This window comes from Streptomyces sp. NPDC001594 (assembly GCF_042893675.1).
Lineage (GTDB): Bacteria > Actinomycetota > Actinomycetes > Streptomycetales > Streptomycetaceae > Streptomyces.
The window spans coordinates 267,169-294,114 of the sequence record NZ_JBIAVB010000013.1; the positions used below are offsets into that span (position 1 = coordinate 267,169).

At 69.1% G+C, this 26,946-nt stretch carries 22 protein-coding genes; 13 read left to right on the forward strand and 9 right to left on the reverse strand.

Going from position 1 to position 26,946, the window contains the following annotated elements; genetic code table 11:
* Positions 1–453 precede the first annotated feature (453 nt).
* From ACFY0O_RS25845 to ACFY0O_RS25855, 3 genes are all read left to right on the forward strand, one after another.
* The gene (locus ACFY0O_RS25845; protein ID WP_388950569.1) at positions 454–777 is read left to right on the forward strand and encodes a hypothetical protein; all 324 of its coding nucleotides are present in this window, start codon (positions 454–456) and stop codon (positions 775–777) included.
* A gap of 366 nt (positions 778–1,143) precedes the next feature.
* Positions 1,144–2,184 (forward strand): terpene synthase family protein, encoded by a 1,041-nt coding sequence (locus ACFY0O_RS25850; RefSeq protein ID WP_388950571.1) that lies wholly within the window; start codon positions 1,144–1,146, stop codon positions 2,182–2,184.
* Positions 2,181–3,521 (forward strand): cytochrome P450, encoded by a 1,341-nt coding sequence (locus ACFY0O_RS25855; protein ID WP_388950574.1) that lies wholly within the window; start codon positions 2,181–2,183, stop codon positions 3,519–3,521. The genes ACFY0O_RS25850 and ACFY0O_RS25855 overlap by 4 nt, the downstream gene beginning before the upstream one ends.
* Positions 3,522–3,643: 122 nt before the next feature.
* Here ACFY0O_RS25855 and ACFY0O_RS25860 read toward each other — a convergent pair whose 3' ends face one another.
* From ACFY0O_RS25860 to ACFY0O_RS25870, 3 genes are all read right to left on the reverse strand, one after another.
* Positions 3,644–3,799, reverse strand: a complete 156-nt coding sequence (locus tag ACFY0O_RS25860) for a hypothetical protein (RefSeq protein ID WP_388950576.1) — start codon at positions 3,797–3,799, stop codon at positions 3,644–3,646.
* Between the two features lie 531 nt (positions 3,800–4,330).
* A complete protein-coding gene (locus ACFY0O_RS25865) occupies positions 4,331–4,801 on the reverse strand; it encodes a nitroreductase/quinone reductase family protein (RefSeq protein WP_388950577.1) in 471 nt (156 codons plus the stop codon).
* A gap of 273 nt (positions 4,802–5,074) precedes the next feature.
* The gene (locus tag ACFY0O_RS25870) at positions 5,075–5,692 is read right to left on the reverse strand and encodes an HtaA domain-containing protein (protein ID WP_388950580.1); all 618 of its coding nucleotides are present in this window, start codon (positions 5,690–5,692) and stop codon (positions 5,075–5,077) included.
* A gap of 364 nt (positions 5,693–6,056) precedes the next feature.
* On the opposite strand from ACFY0O_RS25870, the gene ACFY0O_RS25875 reads away from it, so the two are divergent.
* Positions 6,057–7,331 (forward strand): NAD(P)/FAD-dependent oxidoreductase, encoded by a 1,275-nt coding sequence (locus ACFY0O_RS25875; RefSeq protein WP_388950582.1) that lies wholly within the window; start codon positions 6,057–6,059, stop codon positions 7,329–7,331.
* A gap of 170 nt (positions 7,332–7,501) precedes the next feature.
* Here ACFY0O_RS25875 and ACFY0O_RS25880 read toward each other — a convergent pair whose 3' ends face one another.
* Both ACFY0O_RS25880 and ACFY0O_RS25885 read right to left on the reverse strand, forming a co-directional pair.
* Positions 7,502–8,617, reverse strand: coding sequence for an SDR family oxidoreductase (locus ACFY0O_RS25880; protein WP_388950585.1), 1,116 nt, complete (start codon positions 8,615–8,617; stop codon positions 7,502–7,504).
* Positions 8,550–9,137: a hypothetical protein gene (locus ACFY0O_RS25885; protein WP_388950588.1), complete on the reverse strand. Its 588-nt coding sequence runs from the start codon at positions 9,135–9,137 to the stop codon at positions 8,550–8,552. Before ACFY0O_RS25885 ends, ACFY0O_RS25880 begins: the two co-directional genes overlap by 68 nt.
* Positions 9,138–9,281: 144 nt before the next feature.
* Here ACFY0O_RS25885 and ACFY0O_RS25890 point away from each other — a divergent pair, with 144 nt between their 5' ends.
* From ACFY0O_RS25890 to ACFY0O_RS25910, 5 genes are all read left to right on the forward strand, one after another.
* Positions 9,282–9,614: a hypothetical protein gene (locus ACFY0O_RS25890; protein ID WP_388950591.1), complete on the forward strand. Its 333-nt coding sequence runs from the start codon at positions 9,282–9,284 to the stop codon at positions 9,612–9,614.
* A gap of 711 nt (positions 9,615–10,325) precedes the next feature.
* The gene (locus ACFY0O_RS25895; RefSeq protein WP_388950593.1) at positions 10,326–12,143 is read left to right on the forward strand and encodes a fatty acyl-AMP ligase; all 1,818 of its coding nucleotides are present in this window, start codon (positions 10,326–10,328) and stop codon (positions 12,141–12,143) included.
* Positions 12,140–12,433, forward strand: a complete 294-nt coding sequence (locus ACFY0O_RS25900; protein WP_388950596.1) for an acyl carrier protein — start codon at positions 12,140–12,142, stop codon at positions 12,431–12,433. The genes ACFY0O_RS25895 and ACFY0O_RS25900 overlap by 4 nt, the downstream gene beginning before the upstream one ends.
* Before the next feature lie 329 nt (positions 12,434–12,762).
* On the forward strand, positions 12,763–12,990 hold the full coding sequence (locus tag ACFY0O_RS25905) for an acyl carrier protein (protein ID WP_388950598.1): 228 nt from the start codon (positions 12,763–12,765) through the stop codon (positions 12,988–12,990).
* Positions 12,991–13,228: 238 nt separating this feature from the next.
* Complete coding sequence (locus ACFY0O_RS25910) at positions 13,229–14,452, forward strand: beta-ketoacyl-[acyl-carrier-protein] synthase family protein (protein ID WP_388950601.1); 1,224 nt, start codon at positions 13,229–13,231, stop codon at positions 14,450–14,452.
* A gap of 95 nt (positions 14,453–14,547) precedes the next feature.
* Here ACFY0O_RS25910 and ACFY0O_RS25915 read toward each other — a convergent pair whose 3' ends face one another.
* Positions 14,548–14,733 carry a hypothetical protein gene (locus ACFY0O_RS25915; protein WP_388950604.1) on the reverse strand — a complete coding sequence of 62 codons (186 nt, stop codon included), beginning with the start codon at positions 14,731–14,733 and terminating at the stop codon, positions 14,548–14,550.
* 1,260 nt (positions 14,734–15,993) lie between these two features.
* Here ACFY0O_RS25915 and ACFY0O_RS25920 point away from each other — a divergent pair.
* The gene (locus ACFY0O_RS25920; protein WP_388950641.1) at positions 15,994–16,164 is read left to right on the forward strand and encodes an excalibur calcium-binding domain-containing protein; all 171 of its coding nucleotides are present in this window, start codon (positions 15,994–15,996) and stop codon (positions 16,162–16,164) included.
* A 1,268-nt stretch (positions 16,165–17,432) separates the two neighbouring features.
* On the opposite strand, the gene ACFY0O_RS25925 is transcribed toward ACFY0O_RS25920, so the two are convergent.
* Together ACFY0O_RS25925 and ACFY0O_RS25930 are read right to left on the reverse strand one after the other, a co-directional pair.
* The gene (locus ACFY0O_RS25925; RefSeq protein ID WP_388950606.1) at positions 17,433–18,446 is read right to left on the reverse strand and encodes a hypothetical protein; all 1,014 of its coding nucleotides are present in this window, start codon (positions 18,444–18,446) and stop codon (positions 17,433–17,435) included.
* A 119-nt stretch (positions 18,447–18,565) separates the two neighbouring features.
* On the reverse strand, positions 18,566–19,921 hold the full coding sequence (locus ACFY0O_RS25930; protein ID WP_388950609.1) for a cytochrome P450: 1,356 nt from the start codon (positions 19,919–19,921) through the stop codon (positions 18,566–18,568).
* Between the two features lie 802 nt (positions 19,922–20,723).
* On the opposite strand from ACFY0O_RS25930, the gene ACFY0O_RS25935 reads away from it, so the two are divergent.
* Entirely contained in the window at positions 20,724–22,328 is a 1,605-nt protein-coding gene (locus tag ACFY0O_RS25935; RefSeq protein ID WP_388950612.1) for an ATP-dependent endonuclease, read from the forward strand.
* 78 nt (positions 22,329–22,406) lie between these two features.
* Here ACFY0O_RS25935 and ACFY0O_RS25940 read toward each other — a convergent pair whose 3' ends face one another.
* Positions 22,407–25,070 (reverse strand): Helicase associated domain protein, encoded by a 2,664-nt coding sequence (locus ACFY0O_RS25940; protein WP_388950615.1) that lies wholly within the window; start codon positions 25,068–25,070, stop codon positions 22,407–22,409.
* A 575-nt stretch (positions 25,071–25,645) separates the two neighbouring features.
* On the opposite strand from ACFY0O_RS25940, the gene ACFY0O_RS25945 reads away from it, so the two are divergent.
* Both ACFY0O_RS25945 and ACFY0O_RS25950 read left to right on the forward strand, forming a co-directional pair.
* Entirely contained in the window at positions 25,646–26,026 is a 381-nt protein-coding gene (locus ACFY0O_RS25945) for a hypothetical protein (protein WP_272263745.1), read from the forward strand.
* A gap of 341 nt (positions 26,027–26,367) precedes the next feature.
* Positions 26,368–26,547, forward strand: coding sequence for a hypothetical protein (locus ACFY0O_RS25950; protein WP_388950619.1), 180 nt, complete (start codon positions 26,368–26,370; stop codon positions 26,545–26,547).
* The last annotated feature ends 399 nt before the right edge of the window (positions 26,548–26,946 follow it).

Here is a 26,946-nt window from a genome sequence, read left to right on the forward strand (position 1 = left end):
TCGCTTCCGCGGGCCGTGACGTCCTGGACGCGGTCCTGTCCGCCCGGACCTGGTGGGCGAGAACGCTGCCGAGGCCGGCAACGCCCAGGGAGACCATCAGCCGCGGGCCGGCCCCCAAGTGCCGGCCGACTTGGCGCTGACTACACGGTCTCGCCCACCGTCTGACCTGCCCCCTGCCGGGTCCACGTCCCACCGACCGGCGCAGCAGTGCGGGCCGCCACCTTTCCCGGGGCGGCGGCCCGCATTGCTGCGCTCACTGCTCGCCGGTTTCCGGGTGCCGGACAGCCTGCACGCCGCCGCGCCACGGCAAGGTACAGCGAGCGCCGACGGTCATCTCTCGGCCGTAGCGGCTAGATTTGGCCCTTTTGCTCTCGGTGGTCGTACCGCTTTTCTTGGGGCGTGGGCCCGGTCGAGGAGTCGGGCCACGATCGAACGCATGCAAGGGATATGCCTGTGACCAGCAACGAAGCAGAACCCGTCGTCATCGCAGCTGAAGGGGTGCAGCAGATTCCCTCAGTGATTCAGGTGACGCAGCCGGCTGCCACTGTCAGCGCGCGGGACAGTCTGTTGGAGGCCATCGGCCGGGAGGCCCAGCTCGTTGCGGAGAAGTTCCCCGGGCAGGCGTCCACGGCACTGGAACAGCTGGCCCGCGCGTTCGCTCTGGTGGCCTCCGCCACCCCCGCCGTCGCCGATGTCACCAAGGGAGCTCGGTCCCTGGCCCTCACAAACGAGGTGCCGATCGACGGCGCGGCAACGTTCGAGATGAAGTACCTGTAGGACAGGTGCAGTGCCAACCGAGCGCGCTACTTGGCCGCTGTGGCCAGGTAGCGTGCTCAGTCACAGGGCAGCCGGTCGTGGTCGGCGCTGTCCGCGAAGGTGTGACCACGGGGCGGATGTCGCAGGTTCCGGCCGGGGTGGTTTCTGTCGGCCGGGACCCGTTGTGCGTGGGACCTCTCAGCCCTGTCACCGTGACAATCGGGCTGGGGCCGCCCGGCGTGCGGGCTGTGCGGGGGGCCGTGGCGTTGAGGGTGGACGGTCTGCTGGCCGCGTGCGCCCGGTGCCGGCTGATACTCCGCTCCCGCCCTGCCCGTGGAGTGAGAACACGGGGCGGAATGCTGCGGCGCATCGACGTGGGGAGTGGCTGTGCAGTTCGGTGATGGTGAGTCTTTCGTGCTGCCGGTGCTTTCGACGCGGGCGCCGGCCAGGGTGCATCCGGACCTTCCGACGCTGGAGTATGTGAGCGCGCAGTGGGCGCGCCGGTTCCTGGCGCAGGCGTTTGAAGACGCCGGGGACCTGGATTCCTATATCCGTCAGCAGAGCGGCCTGTGGGGCTGTTACGTCGCTCCCACGGTGGATGTGGAGATGGCGGCGTTGATCGTCGAGTGGACGTACGTCCTGTTCCTCGTCGATGACGCATTGATCTCCTCTGACGCCGCCGACACGTCCGCGTCGACGGCAGCCTCCGGTGTCGACGGCAGCCATCCCTTTCCCGCTGGCGGCGGGCTGGAGGACGCATGGGGTGATCTGTGGGGCCGGACACGCCGGTCCCTGGATCCCGTCCTGTTCCATCGCCTCCAACAGGCCCTGAAGCTGTATCTCGACCATGCCGGCTCCGAGAACAGCGACCGTGCCCTTGGCCAGGTTCCGCCGCCCGCGCAGCTGCTGCGCCGCCGCACGCAGACACTGGCGATCGAGTTCTACCTGGTGCTGATCGAAGCAGGTCTGGGACTGTGCCTGCCCGCTGCTTCGCTCGCGGACGTCGCTCCGGCCACGCAGTACGCGCTGGAGCACATCGCCCTGACCAACGACCTGTTCTCCTTCCGCAAGGAGAGCTACCAGCACGACGATCTGAATCTCATCGCCTGCTACCACCATCACCACGGCTGGTCCCTGCAACGCACGGTCAACCACCTGTGCGCGGCGATCGACCACGCCGAGCACCGGCTGCTGGCCACCTGCGACCACCTCCACAACACCTGCGACCAGCCCGCGGTAGGCGCCTACCTCGACGCTCTGTGCCACCTGGTGGGCGGCAACCAGCACTGGAACTACATCGCCGCGCGGTACCACGGTGAAAACCACCGCTGGAACGGTGTCCGCTCAGGCACCGTCACCCTGCATCCCGACCGTACGGTCTTCGCCGCCGGCCCGGCGCTTCCGCCGATCAACGAGGTGACACTGTGAACACCACCGCCGTGACGGCTCCCGGCGCCCTGCCCGGCGTGGGACACGCCCTGAAGTTCCTGCGGGACCCACTGGCCTTCCTCGCCTCACTTCCCGCCCACGGAGATCTGGTCAGCATCCGCCTCGGCCCGCGCACCGTCTTCGTGGCCTGCGACCCCGCAGTGACCCGGGAGATCCTGCTGGACCCGCGGACCTTCGACAAGGGCGGCCCCTTCTACGACAAGGCACGCCTGCTGCTCGGCAACGGCCTGGGAACCTCCTCATGGCAGGACCACCGCCGACAACGGCGTCTGCTCCAGCCCCTGTTCCACCCGGCCCACATCAAGGCCTACGCCACTGTCATGACGCAGGAAACCGCGGCCATGGCACAATCCTGGCGGCCCGGGCAGATCATCGACGCCCGGCGGGAATTCCAGGCGCTCACCATCCAGGTCCTCAACCGCGCCCTGCTCGCACTCAGCGAGGACGATCAAAGGCTCCTGGCGCGTTCGCTGCCCGTCGCCTTCGACGGCGTCTACTGGCGGATGGTGATCCCCTCCACGCTCTGGTTCCGCCTGCCCACACCGGCCAACCGCCGCTTCACCAAGGCGCAGCAATGCCTGCGCCACGTCGCGGCGAACGCCATGACAGAACATCGCCGCGCTCCGGACGGGCCGGGCGGCCTCCTGTCGGCTCTGCTCGAAGCGCGGACCGACGGCGGCGATCCGCTGAGCGAACGCGACGTCCACGACCACCTTGTCACGATCATGTTCGCCGGAACCGACACGACCGCCGACACGCTCGCCTCCGCGTTTTCGCTGATCAGCACGCACCCGGAGGTCGAGGCGCGCCTCCAAGAGGAGGTGAGCACGGTCGCAGGCGGCCGGGCCCTGACACCGGACGCGCTCCCCGTGCTGGACTACACCCGCCGCATCGTGCTGGAGACTCTCCGGCTGTTCCCGCCGGGCTGGATCGTCTCCCGGGTCACCACCACCGGCACAAAACTGGCGGGGCGACATCTGCCTGCGGGCGCCGATGTCCTGTGCAGCCCCTACCTCCTCCACCACGACCCGGCCCTGTTCCCGGAACCCGACCGGTTCGATCCGGACCGCTGGCTGCCCCAACAGAACGAGGCCCTGCCCCGGGGCGCGATGATCCCCTTCGGCGCGGGCAACCGCAAATGCATCGGCGACCAGTTCGCGATGGCGCAAGCCTGCCTCACCATCGCGACCATCACCGCCAACTGGCGGCTGCGCTCCCTCTCGGCCCTCTCACCGAGACCGAGGATGAGTCTCGGGCCCGGCCGGCTGCGCCTGACCTGCGAGCCTCGGCCACGCGGAGCCGCAGCCGGCCGGTAACCACCGTGACCGCTCAGCGCCTGCGGGTGGTGGAGCAGGCCCGTCCCGAGCTGCTCACCCCAGATGGCGTGGGCCCGCCTCCCACTGCGCGGGGATGCGGGCCCGGGTTGCTGCCAGGGGGTCTAGCGGCGGTCGTCCGTCTCGTCCTGGATGTCGTCGAAGGACTCCTGGCCCTGCTGGCGCTGCTCGTCGGCGTGCTGCCTCAGGCGTTCCTGCTCGCTCTGGCCGCGCTGGGAGGTTTCATCCTGCTTGCCCTGCAGCTTTGCCTTGGCCTGCATCTCGTCCTTACACCTCTGAGGGTGTCTCCATGGTGTGGGGGTGGTTGATCCGCATCGAGCCTGGCACGGGAGGCGGGGCGAGGCCGGCTCATGCTGGGCCGATCGAGCCCCGCCACCGTCCGACACTTGCCAGGGCCGCGCGCACACCGTGCCCGGGTAGGGGGCAGGGCCCATCGTCGGTGGCCGGGCGTCGCCCGGCCGACCCGTCCCGCGGCGGGGCTGGCCGACGCGGTGCTCGGCGGGGCGCAGCCCTGTCATGTCTGCGGCTCCCGCGCCGGGGCGCGTCGGACCGGGTAGCGCGGGGACATGGTGGTGGACGCAGTTGAAGCGTCCGTATGGGGCTTCGGGGCGGGTGAAGTTCGAGTGGATGCAGAAGAGGCCGGGGATCTCGCCGCTCTGGATGGCGGGGGTGCTGGTGAACGGGCTCCCGCTGCCAGGACGATGTCAGGAAAGGGCTGGATCAGTGAGCCGTGACGGGACCGCAGTAGTACCGGCCCGCCGAAGGCGATCGCAAGGACGGGTACGGGGATGTCATGGCAGTCGCCTGGAAAGTCGAAAGACGCGGATCTCTCGTGCGGTACGCCTTCTACATGCTTCGTATGGTGGCCAGAAGGCCACGATCGCAGACCATTTGGCGTCCTTCTCTTGCTGCGATAGTTCGGTTGCGAGCACGGGGATGTCCTGGCCCCGCCAGTTGATCGCTGCCCGGGGTTGCTGCCGTAGGTTGGCGGTCCATCCCGGGTGTCTGGGCTTGCCGAAGTTGCTCCCGACGACAAGCCACGTGCCCTGTACCTCGGCGAGACACAGCAGGGGGGTGCGTCTGGGTTGACCGCTTTGGGCACCAGTGGTCGTCAGGATGAGACCGCTTTTCGGGTCGGGCAGCGTGAAAAAGAGACTCCTGCCACGGGTAATGCGGTGGAAGGAGCGGTCAATGGAGGGCATCAGCGGTGGCAGGACCCTGTTCGGGGTCTCCATCGCCATCACTTTGTGCACCAGCGTCATTCCCCGGCGTCCGTTCAAGTGTGGTGGGATTCCTTTCCTGGGGCAGGGCCGGCGCGGAGTCGCTGCCAACTGCGCGCAAGGTGGCGGGGGTCCAGATGACAGGCCGACCAGATGCCTGAAGTCAGGAGCTGGCACTGGGTAGGGGCGGCCCCACGTTGGTCCGACGGTCAGAAGGCGCGAGTGAGCCTGGTGTGCCGGGCCTGGGTTAGCGATGGGAGCAGGGGCCGCCAGCTGTGCGCGAGAGATGGCGGCAGTGCAGCCGGAGGGGGCTGGCTACCGCCTGGGCAGGCCACCGAACGGATTGGTGATCTCCGCGTGCCCGTCGAAGGTGACAAGCGTCTCGCCGGCGGCCACGGGCGTGGCGGCGAATGCTTCGGTGAAGGCTGCGGCACCGGGGGCCGTGAGGCTCAGCGGGATGTCCTTGGTGTCGACCGTGGTCGGTGTGAAGGTGACTCGGTTGAGCGAGACGGGGTAGCGGAACAGTTCGATGTTCTTGGCCGGTCCGCCGTCCGCGGCGGCGTCAACGCTGGTGTAACCCTCGCCGAGACGGATGTGGATGTGGACCTTGGTCAGGTCAAGTTGGTGTCCGCGGGCGGTGAAGCGCATCCCGCCTTCGAGGGGGATCTCTCCACCGGTGAGGTTCGGGGACAGGGAGCCGGAACCGGGAAACGTGACGCAGCTGCCATCGCCGGTCGCAGGGGCGATGGCTTCAAAGGTCAGACCCTGAGTGACCAAAGCGCGCGCCGCCTCGGGGGTCAGGCAGACGGTGCCCTTCCCCCGAACGGGAAGGTCGGCAGCGATGGCGCCGGCCTGGACGGCCGTGATGCTGACCAGGGCTGCGGCGGTGAGAGCGAGGGCGGCCACACGCTTCTTGGAATTGAAGATCTTCACGCCGCCGGTAACGAGCGGCACTTGCCTGGGAAACGCCGCAGCAGTCCATGATCACTCGTATGGAACAGCCTGTCCTTCAAGCCGTGCCCCGCGGGCCTCGCTTCGCCCGTGATCGTTTTGCTCGCTGAGGCCGGTCACTGTCTGGCTGCAAAGACGGGTGATACGGCCATGGTGGCTCCCGGGCGGGCGCAGTGATCAGGATCAGAGAAGCCGTCTTTGCGTGGGCCTGAGGTGCGGGCCTCACGGTCTGCGCGCGGCAGTTTCTCGGCCGCCGTGTCCTTGTTGGCACGGCGCTTCAGGTTGCGCAGCACCAGGTGGGCTCCGGAACCGTTACAGGGGTACACGACTGGGAGGCGATTGACGTATGCGCAGCACTGTGGGATATGACGTGGTGATCAGCGGGGCAAGCATCGCGGGGTGCGCGGCGGCGATGCTGCTGGCCCGCCAGGGGGCTCGGGTCGCTCTGCTGGAGCGCCGCAAGGAGCACGGCTCGTACAAGGTGCTGTGCACTCACTATCTCCAGTCCTCCGCTCGCCCGGTGCTTGAGGAGCTTGGTCTGATCTCGGCTCTGGAAGCTGCCGGAGCGGTGCGCGCTTACGGCCGCTGGTACACCCGCTGGGGATGGGCTGAGCCCAAGCCGGGGCTGGGGGGGGAGCCGCTTCCTTACGCGTACAACGTCCGGCGAAGCGTCCTGGACCGGCTGCTGCGGGACCACGCGGCCGCCACGTCAGGTGTCGACCTGCTGCTCGGGCATACGGTGATCGGGCTGCTGAGCGAGGGCGGCTGCACGGTGGGTGTCCGCGTGAGGACGGCTGACGGGGAGCACGAGGTGCGGGCTCCCCTGGTGGTGGGTGCTGACGGGAACAACTCCGAGGTCGCCAAATACGCCGGGGCGCCTGCCCGTGTTCATGCCAATGCGCGGTTCAGCTATTTCGCCCACTTCCGTGATCTGCCCACCCCGGACGGTCTGAGCCAGACCTGGTTCCTCGAGCCGGATGTGGCGTATGCATTGCCCACGGACGACGGGGTGACGGTCATGGGGGTCAGCCCGGACAGGAAGAAGCTCCCGGCGTTCCGCGCCGATCTGGAGAACAGTTTCATGACCTTCCTCCGGGAGCTGCCCGGCGAGCTCCCCATCGATGCCGCGCAACGCGTCACGAAGATCACCGGCACGACCCACTACCCCCTGTACTCTCGCCGGCCGGCGGGGCGGGGGCTCGCGCTGATCGGTGACGCGGCGACGACCAGTGACCCGGTGTGGGGCGTCGGGTGTGGCTGGGCGCTGCAATCGGCCCAGTGGCTGGCCGAGGCGGTGGGCCCGGCGGTGGCGGGTCAAGGGGACCTGGACCGCGCTCTCAAGGCGTACCGTCGTCGGCACCGGCGAGGGCTGCGCGCGCACCAGTTCATGATCGCGGACTATGCGAAGGGGCGCCCTTTCAACTTGTTCGAGCGGCTGATGTTCTCAGCGGCAGCTCGGGATGCGGATATCGCCCGGCACTTGCACCGTTTCGCCGCACGGCTGATTGGACCCGTGCAATTGATGAATCCCGCCGCGGTGGCGAAGGCGCTGCTGGTCGTACTGCGGCATCGGGGCCGGCCGCAGCCGGCCTCCCGCGAACTGGTGCGTGACGCCTCGTAAGGCCCTTCATGGAGAGGATGTCCAGGCGAGGCCTGGTGGGAGGCGGCTGCGCTGCTTGTTCTCAGTCGGCCGCCTCCTCGGCTTGATGGCACGTTGGCATGCGCGCGGGGCAGGCACTCTGATCCCCGGCATGTGCCGCGTACTCCGAGTTGGCCGGCTGATGGAATCGCTCACGCATTCCAGGGGGCGCAGCGCCGGACGTTGTGTGCGAGGGCTTCCAGCGAGGCCGCCCTGGTGAGTTGTGTGGGGAGCAGGCGGCGCACGTCGCAGGGCAGGGGTGGTTGGGTGGGCGGCTGGAATCCCAGTTGCGCCATGCGGCCCATGCCGTGGGTGCGGCGGCGGTTGGTGGCGGGCGGGGCAAGCAGCGGGCCCGGGAGGGAGCGGCCGGCTTCCTTCAACAGGTCGGTGCAGGCTTGCGCGACATCCGCTGCCGTCAGCCGTGCCGGACCGGCTGTCACCCAGTGGATTCCGGGTACGGCGGCATCACCGTGCAGCTGGGCTTCGACCAGGGCGCTCACGTAGTCGACGAGCATTTCCATGGGCAGGATGTCGCACCAGTGGTCGGGGTTGACGGGCAAGCCGCCTCGCCGGCCGCGCAGCAGCAGGTCGAACAGGGCGTGGGGGAACTGATGGCGCGGTGCCGCAGCGGCGTGGCGGTCGGCGAACAGCAGGGCGGGGCGGACGATCGCGACGGGCTGACGGCTTCGGGCCGCGAGTTCCTCGGCGCGGCGCTTGGAGTGGCTGTAAGCGCGCATCGAACGGGCGGCGAGGTCGTCACCTGCTACCTCGACAGCGGCCGCGGCGGAGGAGAGCAGCACCACCGGTGCCTGCGCGTCGGCGGCGAGTTGCAGAATCCGCCGGGTGCCTTCGGCGTTGACGTCGTCGAACGCCGTCAAGTCGGGCGGGGCGAAGGCGGTGAGGGCAGCGCAGTGGACGATGACGTCAACGGCCGCGGCGAGATTGCGGTACTGCCGCTGGTCCAGGCCCAGACCTTCCCGGGTGAGGTCGGCCTGCAGGCAGGTGGTGGCGCCGCGGGGCCTGCGGTGGTGGATGAGCGCAGTGACGTCGTAACGGGCGGTGAGCGCCGGGAGGAGACTGGTCCCGATCACTCCGGTCGAACCGGTCAGGACAACGGTAGGGCGGGGGGACACCACGGGATCTCCAGCTTGCTTCGGGGCGGCGGGGGCGCGCGTGCAGGGGGCGTTCCTGTTCGGGCCTTCAGGGTTGGGTGGCGCCGGCGAGTTCGGCCAGCGCGTGCTTCCACAGGTGAGGCAGTGCGCGTACATCCTGGCGCTCCCTGCGGGCGGTGAAGGAGACGGTGGCGCGGGTGCCGTACACGAACAGGACGCTGGAGAAAACGTGGCCGCCGGCGAGCGGGGGCATGGCGATGCCGCCGGTGACGGGCGCCCCGTCGAAGGCCAGGGGTGTGGGGATCCCGAGCAGGGTCGCGCTGGCCAGGGCGTCTCCCGGCGTGAGGGAGGGCTCGATGTGCTTCCACAGCATGGAGTGGGACGCCCGGTCCAGGATGCGGCGGATCTGGTCCCGTGGCCAGAACCGGGTCTGCTCCGTCACACGCGCCAAGCGCCGGAGCGCGCTCTTCTCGTCCACCGGCAGCAGGAGCCGCATGTGTCCCATCCGGTTGCCTCTGTCCTGGCGCTCGTGGCGCAGACGGACGTTGAACGGCACGCGGATGGGGGCGGGCCGCTCGCATTCGGCCGGCGGCAGCCAAGCCCGCAGGGCTCCTGCCAAGGCGGCGAGGTAGGTGTCGTTGAGAGAGGCGCCCGAGGCTTGAACGACGGCGCGCATGGCGTCCACGGGAACGTCCGCGGTGGCCAGCAGCCTGTCCTCGGTGGCCGACGGGACGCCGCCTCGGGTCCGGCGGGCACGGCCGTGTGGCTGCACGAACGGGGGAAGCGCGGGCGCGCGGGTGCCGAGGAGTGTCCTGACGGTGTGAGCAACGGCCGCTCCGTCCTGGGCCGCGTGGTGGACACGGTAGGACAGGAGGTACTCGCCGTCCCGGTCGGAGTCGAGCAGCCACAACCCCCATCGCGGCTGATCATCTCTGAGCGGCTGACTGGCAGTGATCTCCGCGCCACGGCGTGGGTCGGCCCTACCGGCCAGGAGGTGCACGTGGGCGGCGGCGTCGAAGGGGCCGATCCGGCGCCACTGCTCCTGGAGTGGCGGACCGTCCAGATGCTCCGCGAGGACGGGCAGCTGCGGCAGGCGCACAGTGATGAGGGCCTGGAGGCGGTGGGGGGCAGGGCGGGGGCCGCGCAGCCGTAGCGTGACCCCGACCACGTATCCGTCATCGGGGCGCTGTCGCGCCCATGCCAGCATTCCCCGGTCCTGTGCGGGACTGAACTGCCCCGCTCCGTCCACGGGCTGCGCAATTTGCTGCGGAGGGATACCGGGGTGGCCCGAAGGATGGTGCGCGTCTGCGCCGCTCACGCAGATGACAGGAGCGCTGCTGGCGGCGGGCTCGCAGTCGCTGTGGATTGTCACCGGCTCTCCGCTCCTTGAGGTGGACCCCGCCAGGGGCCGCAGGCGTCGGCACCCTCCGACAACCAGGTTCTGACGGGCATGCCATCGGTGGAACGTGGCCCGGGCGGGTTTGGTTACTGCCCGGACAGCACTCCTGCCGGTCGTGACGGGCGGGGTCCTCGGCACTTGTGCGGCGATGGGCCTGGCCGGCCACGACCCGTCAGCTCACACCTGCCTAACTCACACCTGCGGTGGCAGGAATGACCCGAATGGCCCAGCTCGCTTCGGCGGGATTGCGCTGAGACGCAGCGGTGCGGTCAGCATTCTGTGGACCTTCACAGTTCGGGACCGGCAGCGTCCGCGCTTCACCCTCCACTCCGTCGGAGTGCGGGAGGAAGACGCCGACACTCCAAAGGGGGTGTGTGAGGACGGGGCTCTCCATCCCCGTTCCTGACAGCCGCCTCCGTCGCCCCTCGTGTCCGCCCCTGCCATCCGCAGAAAGGCAGCCTCGGTATGCCCGACCGCTCCCCACCCGGTGCCTTGCCGCCTGATGCGACGACGCTGCTCGGCGACGGTGCCTGCCGGGTAAAAGAGGGAAGGCCCTGGGAGCCGCTGTCGGCTGTGGTGAGCGGCCACGCGGTATCCCGGAGCGAAAGTCGCGCACTGAGCTACGTCAGCTATGGCCAGGACCCTGAAGGCACATGGGAGACACTCACCTTCGCGGAGGTGGACCTGCGGGTGCGAGCGATTGCCGCCGCTCTCGAATCCCGCTTCCCTCACGGCAGTCGCGTCGCCGTGATGTGCCCGCCAGGGATCTCGTACGGGCTGGCGTTCTTGTCCTGCCTCTACGCCGGGATGATCGCCGTGCCGCTGTTCCCGCCGGAGGACCCCAGGCGCAGAGGGCAACTGGAGGCGGTACTGGCCGACGCAGGTCCGGTATGCCTGCTCACCACAGGGTCCCAGGCCCCGGAATGCCAGGCTCTGACCGGCGGGCTGGTTCCGGTGTGGCTGGTGGAGGAGGCCGAATCCCGGCTCGCCCGCGACTGGTCCGAGCGGCGGGCAGGGCCGGCGGAGCCGGCCTATCTGCAGTACACCTCGGGTTCCACCGGCACACCCAGCGGCGCCGTCATCACGCACGCCAACCTCATGGCAAGCACCCGGCAGGTCATCGACGGCTGCGGCCTCTCCCCCAGCACGCCAATCGTGAGCTGGCTGCCGATGTTCCACGACATGGGGCTCTCCATCGGTGTGCTCGCCCCGATGGTCTCCGGCGCGCATGTCGCGCTTATGTCCCCTCTGGCCTTCATCCAGCGGCCCGTGCGGTGGCTACGGCTGCTCGACGCGCACCGCGCCCACTTCAGCGGGGGCCCGAACTTCGCCTACGACTTGTGTGTCCGTAAGGTGCCCGATCCTGCGGCCCTCGGCCTGGACCTGAGCTGTGTCCGGGTGCTGACCAACGGGGCGGAGCCGGTGCGGGTGGGCACGCTGCGGCGCTTCACCGAGGCCTTCGCCGGATCCGGCCTGGCCCAGGAGACGGTCAAACCGAGCTACGGCCTGGCGGAGGCCACGGTGCTGGTGGCCTGTAACAGGGTCGGGCAGCGGTGGACCGAACTCGACCTCGACGCCGACGCCCTGGCCACCGGCCGCATCTGCGTCCTTCACGAGCGCGGGCCGGCGCGGCGAGTGACAACGGTGGTCGGCTGCGGCAAGCCGGTCGCGCAGGACGTGCGGGTGGCGGACCCGGAGACCGGTGTAGAGCAGGCGCCGGGCTTCGCCGGGGAGCTGTGGGTGCGGGGAGCCAATGTGGCAGCCGGCTACTGGCGTCAACCGCATCGCTCGGCAGAGGTGTTCGATTGCGTTCTCAAGGCCACCGACGGCAGCCATGACGGATGGTTCCGCACCGGCGATCTGGGATTCCTGCACGACGGCGAAGTGTTCGTCCTGGGCAGGATCAAGGACATCATCATCACGCACGGCGCGAACCACGCCGCCAGCGACATCGAGGACACCGTCCGGCACGCGATCGGTGAAGCCGTGCCCGGCGCGGTGGCTGCCTTCGCCGTCCCCGGCGACGACCACGAGGGCGACCGGCTCGTGGTCATGGTGGAGCTCGCCGCCGGCCCGCAGTGCGCCGACGGCATCTCACTGCGCCGCCGCGTCCAGACGGCCGTGGCCGCACGCCACGGTGTGCGGCCCCACGACGTCCTTGCGGTCAAGCGGGGAAGCCTGCCGCGAACCACCAGCGGCAAACTCCGGCGCGGCGACTGCCGTGACCACTACCTCGCCCAGCACACCGCCCGATCCGCAACCGCCGAGGGCAGGACTGAGTGAACGAGGCCGACACCCTTTTGGAGATCACCCACTGGCTGACCGGCCGCCTGGCCACTCTTCTGGAGGTCCCCACCCAGGAGATCGATACCACCGTGCCCTTGGATGCCCTCGGAGTCACCTCGATGGAAGAAGTGATGATCACCTCCGAACTCGAGCAACGGTACGGGCTGGCCCTGCCTGTCACGGAGATGAGGCGCCACCCCAGCGTGGACATGCTCTGCATCCACCTCCACAGCCTCACCACGCAAAGCCCCAAGGAAGGCTCACCCGCGGTGAAGAGCACGGTATGAGCAGGCTGTCGAAAAGTGGCCCCCGTGCCTGTAGCGGGCAGTGTGCAGACCGCATAGGGCGGTAGAGCCTGCGGCCCTCCGACGCCGGAGCCACCGACACGCCGGCCAGTGAGCGCCGCGGTTCCGGCCCCTGTGAACTAGCGACTACTCGCCTTCGCCAACCCCGGAGAACGCAGGCCTCCGCCGAAAAACCAGGGGCCCCGCCCAAGGGGCTCCGGAGCTCGTGACGCCGGGTACAGCCGCCACGGCGGCAGCACGCGACGGCTCACCCAGCCGACTCTCGCGGCACCGCTTCGCCTGTTACCAGCACCAACAGAATGGAGAACGCTATGTACGACACCCTTCTCAGGATCCTGGACGACCTCGGCTTCGACACCGAGCAGGCGACACCGCAGACCACCTTCCGCGACTTGGAGATGGACTCGCTGTCCCTGGCCGAACTGATGGTCAACGTCTCCGATGAAGCCGGTGTTCTGAACACGGGCGAAGTGATGGATATGACGCTCGGCCACGCCGCGGAGCAGCTCTCGCACGCCGCCGCCCAGCAGACCGTATAGAAGCGGGACTGCCGGCTTCTGACCGGAGGACCGGCCTGCGGTCCGTGCCGCGCCTACGCGGAACTCCGCGAAGCACCCACTGGACTGCAAGCCCGCTCTGGCCGTCCCGCGCCGTGCGACTTGTGAACCCCCGGGCGGCTGCCCCCATCTGTCTCCTAGCGAAGGAATCCACCATGACCGGCTCGTTCCAGCCCGCCACCGGTGTCGGACCGCACCTCGTAGCGCTGTGGGGTGCCCGATGACCCGGCCCGAAATCGCCGTCACCGGCCTGGGCATGCTCACACCCGCCGGCATCGGTGTGGAAGCCACCTGGCGCGGGGTCTGCGACGGCGAAGCGACCGCCGCCACCGCCAGCCAGCTCGCGGGTCTGCCCGTCGACTTCTGCTGCTCCGTCCCCTCCTTCGACGCCGGGGCGTCAGTGGGGCGCCGCACTGCCCGCCGCCTGGACCGCTCCACCCAGCTCGTCATCGCCGCCGCGAAGGAAGCACTGCATGATGCGGCGCTCAGCCCTGCGACATGGGACAGCACACGCGTCGGTGTCGTCACCGGTCTGGCCCTGGGCGCCTCCCAGACCTGGGAGAACCAGACTCACCAGATGCGTGACCGCGGCCCTCGCCAGGTATCACCGCTGATGATCACTATGATCGGGCCCAGCGCCGTGGCAGGCGAAGTTGCCCTCGCCTGCCAGGCCCACGGCCCGAGCCTGATGACGGCGACAGCCTGTGCCTCCGGCGCCACGGCCCTGGCGCTGGCCCGCGACCTGCTCACCACCGGCGAATGCGACATCGTCCTCGCCGGCGGCACAGAATCCTGCAATACGCCCCTGATCGCCACAGGTTTGGCGCAGCTCGGCGCCCTCTCCACCCGCTGTGACGACCCCGCCGCCGCCTCCCGCCCCTTCGACCGGAGCCGGGACGGCTTCGTCCTGGGCGAAGCAGCAGCAGTCCTCGTTCTGGAACGCGCCCGCGACGCCACCGCCCGCGGCCACCGGCCCCGGGCACTGCTGGCCGGCTGCGGCTCCACCACCGACGCATATCACCCCACCGCCCCCCATCCCGAGGGCCGCGGCGCCAAGCACGCCATGCGCCTGGCCCTGGCCGACGCTGGCCTCACCCCGCACGACGTCGATTACGTCAATGCCCACGGCACCTCAACCCTCCTCAACGACACCGTCGAAGCCGACACGATCAGCACCGTCCTGCCCCACGGCCCGTTCGTCACCTCCACCAAGGGAGTGCTTGGCCACTCCCTGGGCGCCACCGGCGCTGTTGAAGCCGCCCTGACCATCCTGAGCATCCAAAACTCGCTCATCCCGCCGACGGCCAACCTCGAAAACCCCGACCTGGGCTGTGACCTCAACCTCGTCACCAAGGCCGCCGCGGAACAGCGCGTCAACGTGGCGCTCAGCAACTCCTTCGGCTTCGGCGGCCACAACGTCGTTCTCGCATTCCGTACCCCCTGACTTGCCACAGCAGGAATGCAACGGCCGCAGCGACGGATCCCACGGACTCAGTAGTCCGTGGGATCCGCTCAACACTCACTGGGCGCGGCAGCCTGTCATGCCCAGTCCACGCCCAGCTTCCGCAGTGCGTGTAGCTGCTCCTGGTTGAGTTTGTTGCGGCGGGTTTTGGTGTTGGAGATCCATACGCCCAGCTTCACGACGACCGGCTCGGCCTCGCCCTCGACCGCGATCTCTTCGCCATGGGCGCGGGGGACCGGCCGGTGGGTGCCTTCCCGCTCCACACCCACTGCGTGAGGGCTGCCAGGCCCCGCTGGAACGCCTGCTGCGCCTTGCTCGGCCCTTTCGCCCCGCCGCGGGGGCGGGTGAGGTCGCCTGGTCGGGCTGTACGCCCAGCGCGGTCAGCCGTTCCTGCTGCTCGGGCAACAGCCGCACCCAGTTGGTCGGCTGCTTCTGCTGCTGGGCCACCTGCCGACGTCGTCGCCGTCGAAGACGACGCCCGGCGCGATGTGGGGGCAGGACTCGGTCGGCGTCGACCAGGTCCGCCAGGACCCGGTAGTGCCGCTGCCAGTGCAGGGGCCATGGGCAGTCCCAGTCCTCCTGGTAGGGAGAAGCAGCTCTGGCTGGGCATCGAGGTGCCGGGCGAGCAATGTTCCTGGGGTTTTCGCCGTTTTGGCCTGAGGTCTGGCGGGTGCTGGAATCATCGGCGGGGTAAGCGCTCTTCTGAACTCCGGATGTCTCGCCGGTGCCGGCCCTCGGGAGCACAACGATGGAACCTGCGACGCGCGCCCGCCTTTTGGCGGACTTGTTTCCGCTGAAGACCCTCGTGTGCGGCTGGTGCCGGGCCACTGCGGTTACCGGCGGAGTACGGACTCTGTGCGCAGAGGGTGAGTCCTTGACCGTGACGTGGCACGACCGGGCCTGCCCGCATCACATGGCTGATCTGATCCTGGCCCAGGACAGCTGACAGGGGTGAAATTTTCGGGCACGACCTTCTCCCGATATGAGGGAGCGCGCGATGTCCCCGGCACCACCCTTGTTAAGCCCGACCTCGTGGCGGAGATCAGCGCGGACACCTTCATCGACCGGGGCGGCGTCTGCCGGTCCCGGATCCGGTCCGTGCGCCGACGCCTGGACGCGGCCGTCGACGCCGTACGGGGGCAGCCGCGACCACTACCTGACGGTCCTCGTCATCGACGAAAGGGAGCAGCGGCCGCTGGCCCAGCACACCCTCGCCTTCCTCGCACACGTCCAGACCCGGTATACGGCCAGGGTCACCAGACCCTGACTGCGGCCCCCGCGGCCCGCACTGCTGTGCCCACCGGCAGCAAGGGGTTGATGCCGATCCGCGCCGGGCCCGTGATCGGGCCGTCGCAGCCCGCCGCGCGGGGACGAGCTCCGGCAGCACGACCGGGGCGCCCGCGCCGTCCAGAAGCAGCGCCCCGTCGTCCCGCATGCCCTGCACCCGCCACCAGTACCCCAGGATCCGCCGAGCCGGCCGCGCTCTGCGGCCTCTGATGAGGGCAATGCGCGGACGTCTGGCGATGCCGGGACGGGCGGGGGATCCGCCTCTGGCGGTAGGTCGAGCACAGGGGGAGGGGCAGCGCTTTCTACCGGAACTGCACGCTGTCGGGGAGGTCGGCGCAGCTCCGATCTGCCGTGGAGACCCGGGCTATGGAGCCCACCTCGACCGTGACGGGGTTGTCTGCGAGTAGGCCCTCTCCCTCGGTCACCGGCCCTGACGGCGCCTGAGCCCGGGTCCGCCCGAGCCGACGAACTGCTTGCCCCGCGACGCGCAGGCCCACTGGTATGGCACCGGGCCGCCGTTTGGCTGACCTCGGGGAAGCGCAGAATCGAGCCATGACCACACAGCGCGTACGCCGAGCCCACGATGTGCCCTGCCGACTCGTGGAACCGGTCCCGTGCGTGACGAGGTGAGGCTGCTGTCCGCTCAGGCCCGGCCTGTTGCCGGTGAGGGCGCGGCGGGTCCTGCGGGGCTGTCTTCCGCGGTGCGGGAGACAGTCGAGGCGATCGGTAGGGGCGGTGGGTGCCGGCGACGACCTCCTGATCGACCGCCTGCTCACGCGGTTCACGCAGATCGCGGACTTCCACGCCCTCATACACCTGCGCACCCGCCTGCACACCACACTGCGCGCAACGATGGGCGAGTGCCCGACCAGCATGCTCCCGTCAGTGCCTGGCGGCCGTGGTCCGCTTCGTGGGGGTGGCCGGGTCGGGCGGCCCGGCCGGCAGGTCGGTTTCGTCTCGGAGAGGTGACGTGGAGACTGGCGGATCGTTTCAGCCGATGTGAATGACAGATTCCGTTTGCTCGAGGACCCCCGTCGTGCGGCACACGTCCACCTGTCCGGCCCTGGTCTGCCGCCCGCGGCCCTTGCCGGGGTCCCGAGCCGGCGCGAGTGGGCGTGGCGTGATGGGCGGTCGTTCTACTGGTGTCGCTCCTGTCGCCAGCCGCTCTACGCCACCAGTTCTCTCGCCCTTCCGGCCGGCTGGGACTGGGAGATCGACCATCAGCAGCCCGGCGACTGCGCCAACGTGCACCTGATGCCGCTGACTGGCGTTTCCGCCGTGCCTGAGGAGCTGCCCGACGCACCCCGGGTGCTGCGTGTCTTCGGATCCTGAGCTCCGGCCGTTGCCGCTCATGGGGAGGCGTGGTCGCCGCCCCCGTGGCGGTCTTGCTGGTGGCGGGTGGGTTAAGCCAAGCCCGCCACCCGTCCGGTGTGGGGTCGTTGGGCTGCTTATGGACCAGAGAACCGTTCCAGCACCGAGGAGTATCGCCGCCGCTGGGGTGGGCGGCGGGCGGGTTTCGGATTCGCCGATCTATGACGCCCTTGAGCGGCAGTGGCTCCAGGAGGGCCGGGAGTTCCGGGCGGTGAAGGGTCCGGGTCGAGGGGCAGGCATCGGGCAGGGGGTGGAGACCTGTTCCGTCGCGGCTGACCGCTGTACGCCAGCGCGCGCGGCGGGCTCAGTGGTGGTCGGTGGCCACTGGTGTCCTGGGCGTGGTGTGGGTGTGCGGCAGGTAGAGGGTGCGGTGGGGAGTGAGGATGACGGTGGCTTCCCAGTGGCCGGTCCAGGTGTGGCCGGGGCCGTTGTAGCGGGGGGTGAGGTAGGACCACTCGAGGTTTCCGGCGATCATCGCTTCCAGCGCGTCGAGGTAGGTGAGGAGACCGGTGTCTTTGCCGTCCGGGGTGGCGCGGAGCTTGGCGGTGGTCTCGTCGAATTCGGTTTCCACTTGGTGGACGGTGGCGGCGATGCGGTCGACGGCGGCTTGGAGGTCGCCGCCGTTGTCAGTGAGCGCGAGGTGGATTTCGTTCATGGTGTCGCCGCTGTAGAGCTCCTTGCGGTAGGAGAAGACGTCGTTGACGCCGATCCAGTGGCGGGCGACCAGCATGTTCAGGCGCCGTAGTTCCGGCAGTCGTTCCAGCCGGTCGGTGAGGTCGGTGTCGAGGGCGAATTCGAGGAGCGGGAAGCAGCACTCCCCGATGGAGCGGTGGCGGTGGCTTTCGTAGGTGGTCAGGTCCAGTACGGCGCGGCTGTCGATGAGATTCCGCTCGGCGTGGCAGGCATCCAGGAACTCGTGCAGGGTCCGTGCGTAGCGCTGCCACACTCGTGGGGGCGCCAGCGGCAGGCTCTGCTCGCGTAGCCGCTGAAAGGCGCGGGTGAAGGCGGTAGCCGTTGCTGGCGTCTCACCGTCGATGACGGCCGGCAGGTCGTAGATGCCCAGCTGCCGGATCCGTGACGCCGGGGCGTGGGCGAGGACGTCGTCGATGGCGAACAGGACATCGATCCACGCGCAGACCAGCTCGATGCGGTCCTCGCGGGCGTCGGCGTAGGTGAGCAGGTTCCACAGGCTGGTGCGATGTTCCAGGAACGTCTCCAGCTCTTCTGGGCTGTCGTAGGCGTCGGCGAGCAGTTCGGCGAGGCGGGCCGCGCAGCGTCGCTCCAGAGCTTCGAGGCCGCGACGGCGCCTGGCGGGCATGAACCGGGAGAAGAGCGGCATCCGGAACCGCGGGTAGTCCTCACTCGGGCCCGGTATACCGGGCCCGGACGCCGGCCGGGGGACACAGCCGGCGTCGTCTTTGGTGGGGCCGACGGCGGTCACCGCTGGTCTCCCGCGTGGGATAAGGCTGTGCGGCGGGTGAGGACGAGGGGGCCGGCTTTGGGGGTGAGGAGGAAGCGGGGCAGCGGCCGCAGCGGCACGGCGTCAGTGTTGCGCAGCTGCCAGGTGCTGCTGATCGTGGCCAGCGCCAGTACGGCCTCGGTCATGCCGTACTGCTCGCCCAGGCACTTGCGGCGCCCGCCGCCGAAAGCGGTGAACGCCTGCCGCTGCGCCGCGGTGAGGCGTTCGGGCAGCCACCGGTCCGGATCGAAGACCTCAGGATTGTCGAAGACGGCCGGATCGCGCTGGAGGGCGTAGGGGGAGACGATCACATCCGCGCCCGCGGGAATCCTGAAACCGGCGACCACTGTCTTGTCGAGGGTGATGCGGGAGAGCATCCACGTGGGCGGCCACAGCCGCAGCACCTCGAAGAGGACCTGCCGGGTATAGGTCAGGCGCGGAACGTCGCTGTAAGCGGGAGACCGCCCGGCGAGCTCGCGATCCAGCTCCGCCCACAGCCGGCCCTCCACATCCGGATGTCCGGCCAAGGCATGCAGAGTCCAGGCGAGCAGCGAAGCCGTGGTTTCCACTCCCGCCGCCAGCACCGACAGAACCTGATCACGCACCTCGCTGTCGTCAAGCCGACGCCCGTCATCGTCGCCGGCCATGACCAGGGACAGCAGATCGTCCCCCGGCGCCTGCCCGCCCCGGTACTGCCCGATCACCTCACCAACCGCCCCCTCCAGACGCGCCTGCGCCCGCTGGAAACGGCGATTGGCCGGCAGCGGGAGACGGTGCAGCAGCGGCCAGGGCACCAGCATCCGCCGGAACATGCCCTCCAACAGCACCGGCAGCGCCGCAGCCATGACATCGGCCGCCCGGCGGCCGGCCGGGGCCGCGATCAGCGTCCGCGCCACCACCCGGGCCGCCAGCCCGTACATGCCCGCCTCCACATCCAGCCGCTCACCCTCACACCACCGGCCGACCGTCTCCGTGACGCACTCGCTCATCACCGGGGCGTAGCCGGCCACCTGCACCCGGCTGAACGCGGGCCGCATCACCGGCTGCTGACGCCGGTGATCCGCATTGCTGCACGTGATCACACCATTGCCGACCAAGACCCGCGCCGTGTCCATGAACGGACCGCCCTTATCGAACACCTGCGACACCAGCACCTCACGAGCCGCCTCGCCGCCGTTGACCAGATACACCTGGCGCCCCGCGAGCTGCAGCCGCACCACCGCCGGCCCTTCCCGCTGGGATGCCAGGAAGGCGAGGGGATCACGCATCAACCGAATCACGTGGCCCAGCCCCGGCGCACCCCCGGGAGCCTGCTGAACCTCCTGAACTGCCACCCCGCCCACCCCTCCGCGATCCGTCCACAAAGCCGAACCACAACTGCCCACCCCACCCCGCACAAGAAACACAAAACCGTTATCTCTCCACGCAGACCCCACCCGCCCGCTCCCGTCGAACACCGATGCCCAACGCGGGAACGGAGGAGACGGAGCGCTGCAGGCACGGTGTGCCGAGCCTCGCCGGTGCCTTCGTGCCACGGCTGGCTCCAGTGTCCGACGCCGACGCGAGGCTGTGGTCGCGGCGTGGCCTGGGCGGCACGGCGGGGTATATCGACCGACGCCTTCTTCAGAAAGGAGCCGCCGCTGTCAGTGGCGGGATCCATACTGTCGGATCAAGCCATTACGCGCGGTCGCACCTGTCTCGTCTGGCACAGGTTCCACGCTGCCGCTGAACATGCAAGGGCAACGTGGCCCTTGGAGGGGAGCGCCATGCTGGTGACGTCAGTGGAGGTAGAAGCCTTCCGCAACATCACGAACAAGCAGACGATGGCGGTCGACCCTCAGGTGACGTGTCTGATCGGCAAGAACGAGTCCGGCAAGACGACGATCCTCAAAGCTCTGCACCGGCTGAACCCGGCCAACAACGCCGACGACTTCCACGTCACCACCGACTACCCCCGCCGGCACCTGTCCAGGAACCGGCGCTCCAAGGACCTCAACACGGTCGAGCCGGTGACAGCCACGTTCGCGCTCGAAGACGCGGACCTCGACGCACTCGAAGAAGTCATCGGCGTACGCCCCCCCGGCGGGTACCTACGTGAAGGCATCACGCAGGTACGACAGCAGCCTCACAGCCGAGGTGTACTGCAGCCTCGAGGACGTCCTGCGCCACGTCTTCGACGAGGTCGGCGTCGACCCGGAGGACCGGGAGGCGATAGCCGGCGACCACACGACCTTCGAGGCGGTGACTGCCGCGGCGAAGGCCCAGGCGAAGGAGGTGGGAGACGGCAAGAAGACGGCCCGGGTCAAGGCGATCGAAAAGGTTCCGGCCGAGCTGACCAAGTACAAGCAGTTCGTCGAAGAGCACCTCGACACCGAGCAGCAAGAGCAGCTGATCGAGCTGCTCCCCAAGTTCTTCTACTTCTCCACCTACGAACTGCTCCCCGGCGAGTGCGACCTCCACGCACTGGCCGAACGCGCGCAGACCCAGCAGTGGGAACGCGGAGACGAGACCATGATGTCCCTGCTCCGCCTCGCCGGCGAGCGACCAGGAGACTTCCTGGACGAGGACTACGACAGCCGCAAGGCCGAGCTCCAGGCCGCCAGCCTGGACCTGAGCGACCAGGTCTTCGAGTACTGGAAGCAGAACCAGGACCTCACCGTCGTCTTCGACACCGACCTCATCCCCATGCCCCCGGGCCCCGATGGACAGCCGCAGCCCCACCACCGACTCCTCAAGATCGAGCTGCGCGACGACCGCCACGGCGGCGTAGAGACCAACTTCTCCACCCGCTCCACCGGCTTCCAGTGGTTCTTCTCCTTCCTCGCCGCGTTCAGCGCCTACCGTGACACCGATGAGCGGGTTGTGGTCCTGCTGGACGAACCGGGAACTAGCCTCCACGGCGAGGCCCAGGGCGACTTCCTCCGGTACGTCTACGGACAGCTCGGACCCAAGCAGCAGGTCCTCTACACCACCCACTCCCAGCACATGATCGACCCCACTCGGTACGAGACCATGCGCGCCATCCACGACCAGGCGACCCGCCAAGACCCGACCCTGGGCGTGGTCATCACCTCGGTCAGCCTGTCCGCGGACCCCAAGACGATCGTGCCGGTGGAGGCAGCGCTCGGATACTCCGTGTCGCAGCACCTGTTCCTCGGAGCCGGCCCTCTCCTGGCCGTGGAAGGCAGCAGCGACTTCGTCTTCCTCATGCGCATGTCCGACTACCTGATCAGCAAGGGTCGAACCGGTCTCGATCCTCGGCTGGCCATCATCCCGGTCGGCGGCATCGGCAACATGCCGGCCTTCGTCGCCGTCATGGGACGCCGCCTCTCCGTCCGTGCGCTCATCGACGGAGCCGAGACCACCAAGGTGACCGCCAAGGTCCTCAGCGCAGCCGCGGCCACCAACGTCGACGCCGCCCACATCACCGTCATCGGCCAACTCAACGGACTCCCCGAGACAGCCGACATCGAAGACCTGTTCTCCACCAAGGACTACCTCTGGCTGCACAACAGGGCCACCGAGGTGACCCTCAATGAGTCAGACCTGATCACCACCGACAAGCCCACCCCGATCCTCGTGCGCGTCGGGATCGCCCGCCAGAAGCAGCAAAAGCCCCGGGACTTCGACCACGTCGGACCTGCACACCAGCTCACCCGTGACAGGGAAGCCTTCTTCCAGCAGGTCGATGACGAGACCCTCGACCGCTTCGAGACGGTCTTCAAGAAGCTCATGGCCTGAATCCCCAGTACACGAGCCCCAGGGAAGATGCCTTGGGGCTCGTGTCTGCACAGGTGTCGCCGGCTCGGTCAACTGGCGTCAGGCCCAGTCGATGCCGAGTTTGGCGAGGGCGGCGTGCTGGTCGGCGGTGAGTTTGTCGCGCCGGCTCTTGGTGTTGGAGACCCATACGCCCAGCTTTACGACCACCGGCTCGGCCTCGCCCTCGACCGTGATCTCCTCGCCGTGGGCCCTGGGGACCGGCCGGTCCGCGCCTTCCCGCTCGACCCACTGTGCCAGGGCCGTCAGGCCCCGCTGGAACGCCTGCTGCGCCTTGCTCGGCCCCTTCGTTCCACGAGCGGCCGCCGGTGCAGGAGGCGGCGCCTGGTCGGGTTCCACGCCGAGCTTGGTCAGCCGTGCCTGCTGCTCGGGCAGCAGCCGCGCCCAGGTGGTCGGCTGCTTCTGCTGTTGGAGCCACCGTCCGATGTCGTCGCTGTCCAGGAGCACGCCCGGGGCGATGTCGGGCAGCTGTCCGTCGGCGTCGACCAGGTCGGCGAGGACGCGGCAGTGGCGCTGCCAGTCCAGGGGCCAGGGGCAGTTCCAGTCCTTGTCGATCGCGGCGAGCTGCGCGGCCCGGGTGGTGGCGGTGTCCTCGTCCTTCCCCAGCCCGTTCTTCGCGCCCTTGCGGCGGAGGTTGGCCATGTACTGCCCGATGGGCACCATGGCGTCGTCCTCGCCCCACATGGCGTCCTGCCGGGGTGCGAGGTGTCCGGTGGCCCGCCGGTAGGACCGCAGGGCGGCGAGCTTGGCCTCCCACGCTTCCTCGCCGGGCTCCCAAACCATGCCGGCCTCCGGCGCGTCCAGGAGGACCTTGCGCCGGTCCTCGAGCTCCCCGGCGCGCAGGGCCTTGCGCTGCTGGTGCACCCACCGCCCGAGCGGGAACGCCTTGGTGACGCCGACCTCGACCTCCACGTCATACGGGACGGCGTGGAGACCGGTGATCTCGTTCTCGGCGCGCCACCGGATCAGGGCCTGGTAGCCCTCCAACCACACCAGCGACTCCGGCCGGTAGACCCGGGTGCGCAGGAACGCGGCGATCGTGGCCGCGTCGCGCGGGCTGGAGAAGTGGAGCAGCGCCGACTCGGCTGCCGCGTCGGCGCCGTCCTCCTGGTCCTCACCTTCCCCGCCGGTGCCGACGATCTGCCCGTCCTCGTCGCGCCGGACGTGCAGCTTGCGCTTGCCGCTGGTGAGGGCGCGGGAGGCGAGCTGCTCGACGAGACGGTCGTCATGACTGCGGAGGCCCTGGAGGACGGCCACAAGGGGGCGGAAGCTGGCGCTGGCGACCATGTCGGTCGGGTCCTCGTTCGGCTCCAGGAAGACCGGCACGATGATCCTGGCGATCTTCGTGGACCCGTCCTTGTTGAGCCGGAGCGCGCGGCCGATGTTCTGGACGATCTCGACTTGGGAGCCGCGGGTGTCGGCGAAGCAGATCGCTTCCACGCCGCGTTCGCCTGTGATGTCGACGCCTTCGCCGAGGACGCGTACGGATGCGAGGAACGCCCGGTGCACGCGCCGGTTGTCGGCGTCGATGCCGTTGGCGAACTGCCGCAGGACTTCGCGGCGCTCGGTGACGAGGTGGTCGCCGCACAGCCAGGCGGACCAGACGCGGTCCGGCGGGACGTGGCGGCCGGCCTCCAGCTCGTAGAACTCGGCGTCGATCGACGACTTCGGCAGCTTCTCCGCAGCGGCCAGGTCGGCGTCGGAGGCGTCGGTGACGTACAGCTCGGCGGCCGTCTCGGGCAGCTTCTCCGCGAACGCGGCCGCCTCCTCCACCTTCTGGTGGAAAGTCATGACCGTGCGCAGGTTGTACGCCGCGGCGTGCTCCAGGAGCGCGGCCTGTAGCAGCGCCAGACGCCGGCCCCGCTGCGCCTCCTCGGACTCCCCCAGGACGGGGGAGGGGTCGCGGATCTCCAGGACGTCGATCTCGAACCCGGCGAGGATGCCCCGCTCGATCGCCTCCGAGAGTCCCAGCTCGGCCAGCCACGCGCCGTAGGTGCCGTCCGGGTCGTCGGCCATGCTCGCGAGCTCGGCCTCCTGGCCGCCGGCCTTCTGCGGCCTGGCCGCGGCCAGGATGCGGGGGGTGGCGGTGAGGTAGAGCCGGAAGTCGGCCGGGATGCGGTTGTTGTCGTGGATGGCCGCCCAGGGCCGTCCGAGGTCGCCGGCGGTGCCGTGCGCTTCGTCGATGATGGCGAGGTCGAAGCCCGCCATTTGCTGGCCGTACAGCCGCTCCCCGCCTGCCAGGGCGGCCTCCAGGGGCCCGCGGACCTTCCGCTGGCCCTCGGGTGCGTGGATGACCTCGCGGTCCACCAGGGAGGCGTACGTGGCGAACACGACGACCGGCCCGGAGGCGGCCCACAGGGCGAGCTGGATCGGGTTGGTGGTGGTGCGTACCCCCAGCTCGTTCAGGACCGGGTCGTTCTCCAGCGAGCAGACGGCGATCATCGGGGCGCGGTGGCCCACCAGGCGCCACGCCTGGGCGGTCTGCGCGAGCAGGTCCAGGGTGGGCACGGTGACCAAGACCCGGCTGTCCGCGAAGGACTCCAGCGCGCACGCAGCGGCCGTGATCGTCTTGCCCGAGCCGGTCGCTGACACGATGGTGCCCCGGGCACCCCGTGGGGGCACGGATGACCTTGCAGGGAATCCAACCCACTTCCGAAAAGCCGATTTCTGGTCGACCTGGTGTTCCTTGAGCTGAATCGCCGACATTTCGATGTCTCCCGATACCTGATTCCAGCGGTCATTCAGGGCGCCGCGTGAGGGTCGAGGTGGACCTCTGACCTGCCCTATGACACATCGATGACGTACCCCCCGTCGGGCAGCGCGTCTTTCGGTCGATCCTCTCACCATGCCTATCCCGTTCGAATATTTGGGATGCATCGGGATTGAAGGAGGCTGGCATTTCTGCCAACAGTACATGCAGAGTCATGCTGATGCATCATGCGCGGGGAATCCGCGTACTGGGACCCAAGAAGCGGGATCCGTTTCGATGCGATCGACCGCTGACTGGCCGGGGCCGCTTGGCCAGGACGAGCGCGATCCTCAGTGGGAGCGGAGCGGCCATCTCAACGGGCCTGCCTTTAACGGGTCGGCAGGATGTCAGGCGTCGGGTCCTGGAGGTGGTGAGGATGGGCGCCCGGGGCGCGGCCCGAGGGGTGTGGGCTGTTCGGGTGATGGGGTGTCGTTTTTGCTTGGGCTGTTCGAGTGAGGGTGGGTGGTGGTGGGGGCTGTTCGGGGGGTGGTGTGTTGGTGTCGTTGTTGGACTGATCACAGGGGAGTGTCTCGTGAAGATCCGGTCTGTGTTGGTGGGGGCTTTGCTGGCGGTGGCGGCTGTTCCTTTGGCTACGTCGCCGGCGGTGGCGGCGGATTGGGCTCCGTACGCCCAGGCGGCTGCGGTCGTCAATGCTGATGGCACGACGGTGGCGTTGAAGAACGTCACGCAGGTGAAGCGGGTGGGGCCGGGTGACTACTGCGTGACGGTGGCCCCGGAGATCGACGTGACGAAGTCGGTGGTGCATGTCACGCCCAAGAGCGGAGGGATGATCGCCAACCCCCAGACGGCCAAGTCCGCGATGTGCCCCGCCGCGAACTCGGTGACGGTCTTGGCGTACGCCTCGAATGACTTCAGGCGGCTCGACACGCCCTTCTCCTTCAGCATCGCCTGACGTCCGTCCAGGTCACGGACCGCCCCCGGTGACAGGCCATTCAAGGCCCGTACCGGGGGCAGTCTGCTGTTTCGGTACGGAGTGCCTGGGGTGCCTGGGGTGCTGGTCTTGGAGGCGGAGCCGGAGGGCCTTGGGTGGGGGAGCGGAGCGGATCCGCCCCGAAGGAGTTGCAAGGCGCCACGTTTTGCCTGGCCGGCCGTTCCTCAGGGTGAGCGATTTCCGTGTGAACGAGAGGATGATCGATGCGTAGGGTTCTTTGTGCGTGTGCGCTTGGGGTTGCGCTTGTCGGGTTGGCGCCCACCACGGCATCGGCGGCAGACCTGCCGGGCACGCTTGGAGCTGTGAGCAAGAGTGTGACGTACCAGACGACCAGTTTCCTGAAGATCACCGGCCTCTGCCGCCTGCGCTTCCTCAGCCAGAACAAGAACAGTTTCTGCGGCAGTTACGGCACGGATTCCCAGGGCAACCCGCTTTCTCCTGTCCTGGGGGTTCTGGGCGGTACAGGAAAGGTCATCCAGTAGAGCGCATTGGACAGGAGAGCGAAGCGAACCTGTCCGCTGGGTCGCCGGTGACGCAGCACCGGTGGGCCGGCAGTCGGCCGCCCGAGCCCGCCCGGTCCGCTACTGCCAGCCGCCCGCGTAGCGGGCTGGTCCTGGAGGCGGAGCCGGAAGGGCTCGGGGTGGGGGAGCGGAGCGACCCGCCCAACGGGCCGGAGGCCCGGGCCCGCGAAACGGGGTCACCCTGGCCTGCGGAGCAGGCCGTTCGGGGTGGAGCGAAGCGAAGCCCCGAACCTTGTCCGGAGCGAAGCGCAGGACACCGGCCCGAAGGGCCGGCCCTGGCTCGGCGAAGCCGAGCCCCCGTCGAGCGCAGCGAGGCGGTTCTCTCCTGAGCGCGCAGCGCTCAGGTACCCGCTCCGCGGG